Origin of the sequence: Streptomyces longispororuber (assembly GCF_014656095.1) — a bacterium.
Lineage (GTDB): Bacteria > Actinomycetota > Actinomycetes > Streptomycetales > Streptomycetaceae > Streptomyces > Streptomyces longispororuber.
This window is the reverse complement of sequence record NZ_BNBT01000286.1, coordinates 1-4116: the sequence shown is the minus strand read 5'-3', so window position 1 is coordinate 4116 and position 4116 is coordinate 1. Positions and strand designations below refer to the sequence as shown.

Genomic DNA, 4116 nt, shown 5'->3' with positions numbered 1-4116 from the left:
CCCCGTCCAGGCCCCGCGCCCCAAGGCCCCGCCCGCCGCCGCGCGCCCCGGCCAGGACCTGTCCGGCGCGGCCCCGCCCCCGGCCTGACCGCCCCGGCTACTCCACCTCCACCTCCAGGATCTTGTCGTCGCCCTTCCCGGGGGTCCCGCGCGAGTCCGTCTCGCTCGTCACCAGCCACAGCTTGCCGCCGCCCGCCGCGAGCACCGTGCGCAGCCTGCCGTGCTCCTCCTTCAGGAACGCCTCCGTCCTGGGCTCACCGTCCACGCCCCGCACCGGGACCCGCCACAGGCGCTCCCCGCGCAGCCCCGCCATCCAGACCGAGCCCTTGGCGTAGGCGATGCCGCTCGGTGAGGCCTCGGACGTCTTCCACTGGGCCACCGGGTCGTGGAAACCGCCCTCGTCGCCCTTGCCCTCGACCTCCGGCCAGCCGTAGTTGTCACCCGCCTTGATCTCGTTCAGCTCGTCCCAGGTGTCCTGGCCGAACTCCGAGGCCCACAGGCGCTTCTCCTCGTCCCAGGCGAGCCCCTGGACGTTCCGGTGGCCGTACGAGAACACCGGGGAGCCGTCGAACGGGTTGCCCGGGGCGGGCTCGCCGTCCGGGGTGAGGCGGAGGATCTTGCCGCCGAGGGACTTCTTGTCCTGGGCGAGCCCCGTCTCGCCGGTCTCGCCCGTGCCCACGTACAACAGCTTGTCGGGGCCGAAGGCGATCCGGCCGCCGTTGTGGATCACGCCCTTGGGGATGCCCTTGAGGACCGTGTCGGGGGCGCCCAACTGCTGGCCCGACGGCTTCTTCTCGTCGTACAGCATCCGCACCACGCGGTTGTCGGACTCCGTCGTGACGTACGCGTACACCATGTGGTCCGCGGCGTACGCGGGGGAGAGGGCGAGGCCCATCAGGCCGCCCTCGCCGTCGGGGGCGGCCCCGGGCACCGTGCCGACCTCGGTCTTCTCGCCGGTGGAGCCGTCGACCCGGGTGAGCGTGCCCTCGTCGCGGGACGACACCAGGAGGTCGCCGCCGGGGAGCGCGGCGAGGCCCCACGGCGACTTCAGGCCCGTGGCGAGCGTTCTGACGACCTTGGCGGAGCCCTTCTCCGGAGGCGGCTCGGCGCCCTTGCCGGACGCCGACGCGCTGGGGCCGGCGGCGCTGGAGCGGGGGCTCCCGCCGTCGAACGGGCCGTCGCCGCCGTCGTCCGACGAGCACGCGGTCGCCGTGAGCAGGGTGAGGGCCGCCAAGGCGGCCGCCACCGCGGAACGTTGAGCACTCAACACGGTCAGGATCCCTTCGACGTGGCGCTTCTACCGTTCATACACCGCACACGCCCGCGAGGTTCCCCTCACACCGCCGTCAGCCACCCACCGCCCTCGCCGACCTGCTCCACGCGGACGCCCCGCGCCCGCACCGCATCGACCACGCCCGGCCCGCACCCCGCGCCCGCACCGGCACCCCGCACCGGGCCGACCACGCCCGGCCCCCACCCCGCACCGCATCGACCACGCCCGGCCCGCACCCCGCACCGGCCGAACCGCGACCCCGCCGCCCCGCGGCTCAGTCCCACGACCCCTGCGCCGGCGGCAGCGCCGCTATCTCCGCCAGGTCCCGCGCGGTCAGCCGCACCCCGGCCGCGCCGGCGTTCTCCCGCGCCCACCGCTCCCGCTTGGCCCCGGGGATCGGCACCACCTGCGGCCCCTGCGCGAGCACCCAGGCCAGCGCCACCTGCGCGGGCGTCGCCCCGTGGCGGGCGGCGACCCGCCGCAGCCCCACCACCAGGGGCTGGTTGGCCGCCATCATCTCGGCGGTGAACCGCGGGTGCCGCGCTCGTACGTCGTCCGGCTCGAAGCCCTGCCCCGGCGTCAGCGTGCCGGTGAGGAAACCGTTCCCCAGCGGCATCGCGGCCAGGAAGCCCACGCCGCGCGCCGCGCACCAGGGCAGCAGCGCCTCCAGCGCCTCCGGTGACCACACGGACAGCTCGGCCTCCACCGCCGCCACCGGGAACACCTGCTGGACCCGCTCCAACTGGCGGATCGTGGTGTCGTGCAGGCCGCCGCCCGTCCGCCGCCGCGCCCGCGCCCCCACCGCGCACAGGCCGAGCGCCCGCACCTTCCCGGCCGTCACCAGGTCGGCCATCGCGCCCCAGGTCTCCTCGATCGGCACCTCCGGGTCGGCCCGGTGCAACTGGTAGAGGTCGATGGTGTCGGTCTGCAGCCGCCGCAGCGAGGCGTCGCACGCCCGTCTGACATAGCCGGGGCGGCCGTTGGCGACGATGTGCTGGTCGCCCACGAGCAGCCCGCACTTCGTCGACACGAAGGCCTCCCCGCGCCGCTCCTTGAGCACCCGGCCGACCAGGAGCTCATTGGTGAACGGGCCGTACATGTCCGCCGTGTCGAGGAGCGTCGTGCCCTGGTCGAGCGCCGCGTGCACGGTCCGCAGCGAGGCCTCCCCGCGCTGCCGGGAACCGGAGTACGCCCAGCTCATCGGCATGCAGCCGAGTCCGACGGCGCCCACCCCGAGCGCCCCGGCGCCGATCGTCCTGCGCTCCACCTGGTCGAACCCTCCCGCTGTCCCCGCGTCCGTGCTGCGATCGTCCGGCTGTCCCGTGATCTTCGGTCCGGGCGGCCCCCAACGTAACCTCTGCTCCCCGGACCGCCGCGTGCGGCCTGTTCGCATTAGCCTCCTGACCATGACGACCGACGTATGGATGCCGTTCGAAGAGACCGAGGTCGAGGGGCTGCCCGCCGCGGCCGAGGCGGGTCTCACGTACCGCTTCTGGGACGGCGGCCCGGAGCTGCCCGCCGATCCGGCCGACTGCGCGCTGTACGTGGTGCCGTACATGAAGAGCGCGGACGTGGTGCTGCCGCCGCTGGCCGAAATGACGTCGCTGCGGGTGGTGCAGACGCTGACGGCAGGCGTCGACTTCCTCGAACCGGCCCTGGCGTCCCTGCCGCCGGGCGTCCAGGTGTGCAACGCGCGCGGGGTGCACGACGCCAGCACCGCCGAGCTCGCGCTGACGCTGATCCTCGCCTCGCTGCGGGGCGTGCCGCGGTTCGTGGAAGGCCAGCGGACGGAGCGGTGGCACTCCGGGTTCTACCCGGCGCTCGCCGACAAGTCCGTCCTCCTCGTGGGGTACGGGGCCATCGGCACCGCGATCGAGGACCGGCTCGCCCCCTTCGAATGCGCGCGGGTGGCGCGCGTCGCGCGCTCCGAGCGCACCACGGAGCGCGGAACGGTGCACGCCCTGGACGCTCTGCCTCGACTGCTGCCCGAAGCGGACGTGGTAGTGCTTTGCACGCCCCTCACCGACGCCACGCGATCCCTGGTCAACGCCGGTTTCCTGGCCCGGATGAAGGACGGCGCACTTCTGGTGAACGTGGCCCGCGGCCCGGTGGTCGACACCAAGGCGCTGCTCGCGGAACTGGAGAGCGGCCGGCTCACCGCGGCCCTCGACGTCACCGACCCGGAGCCGCTGCCCGCCGGTCACCCGCTGTGGCAGGCGCCCGGCGTGCTGATCAGCCCGCACGTGGGCGGCTCCTCGTCCGCGTACCTGCCGCGCGCCCGCCGCCTGCTGGCCGCCCAACTGCGGCGATACGCGAGCGGAGCGCCTCTGGACAACGTCGTTCTCACGACGTCCTAGCTCGGTCGCGATGTGCGCCGTACGAGTGTGACGCCCTTTTTCTCCCACCTGCGAAGCGCCCGTAAGCCGGTCAGGAACGGTCGATATCCGGCGCCGGGTGACCGCCTGGAACCGACGCCGTCCCATCTCTGCACGCTCCGCACTCACTCATGTGCGCCGCGTGTCCACATTGACGAGTACAGTCACGCAGCGTAGAGCGGACCTGTCCCTGAGTGACGAGCCTGGTGTATCGTCCCCGACAGGGGATGCGCCGCGCACCGTATCGGCGCCAGGGGACGAGTAACGGCACTGCGAGGGGGGCGACGGGCGATGCACGGCCAATGGGCGAACGATCCGACGCGGCGGGACCACCGCCCACGACTCCCGCGTACACCGGCCCGCGGCGGCAGATGCTGCGTCCGGCGCCGGGACCCGCGCCGCGCCGCCCGGCGCCGCCCGCACCCGCCGGAGGCGGGCCCATGGCAGCCGTCCAGGCGGGCGAGCGCC

At 74.2% G+C, this 4116-nt stretch carries 3 protein-coding genes; 1 reads left to right on the top strand and 2 read right to left on the bottom strand.

Translation table 11 applies throughout. The features are described from left to right. Window positions 1-97 precede the first annotated feature (97 nt). Together IE330_RS37970 and IE330_RS37965 are read right to left on the bottom strand one after the other, a co-directional pair. Window positions 98-1267, bottom strand: a complete 1170-nt coding sequence (locus IE330_RS37970) for a PQQ-dependent sugar dehydrogenase (protein ID WP_190140738.1) — start codon at window positions 1265-1267, stop codon at window positions 98-100. Between the two features lie 280 nt (window positions 1268-1547). Continuing rightward, window positions 1548-2540, bottom strand: a complete 993-nt coding sequence (locus tag IE330_RS37965) for an aldo/keto reductase (RefSeq protein WP_190140737.1) — start codon at window positions 2538-2540, stop codon at window positions 1548-1550. Between the two features lie 139 nt (window positions 2541-2679). Here IE330_RS37965 and IE330_RS37960 point away from each other — a divergent pair, with 139 nt between their 5' ends. After that, window positions 2680-3630 carry a 2-hydroxyacid dehydrogenase gene (locus IE330_RS37960; RefSeq protein ID WP_190140736.1) on the top strand — a complete coding sequence of 317 codons (951 nt, stop codon included), beginning with the start codon at window positions 2680-2682 and terminating at the stop codon, window positions 3628-3630. Window positions 3631-4116 lie beyond the last annotated feature (486 nt).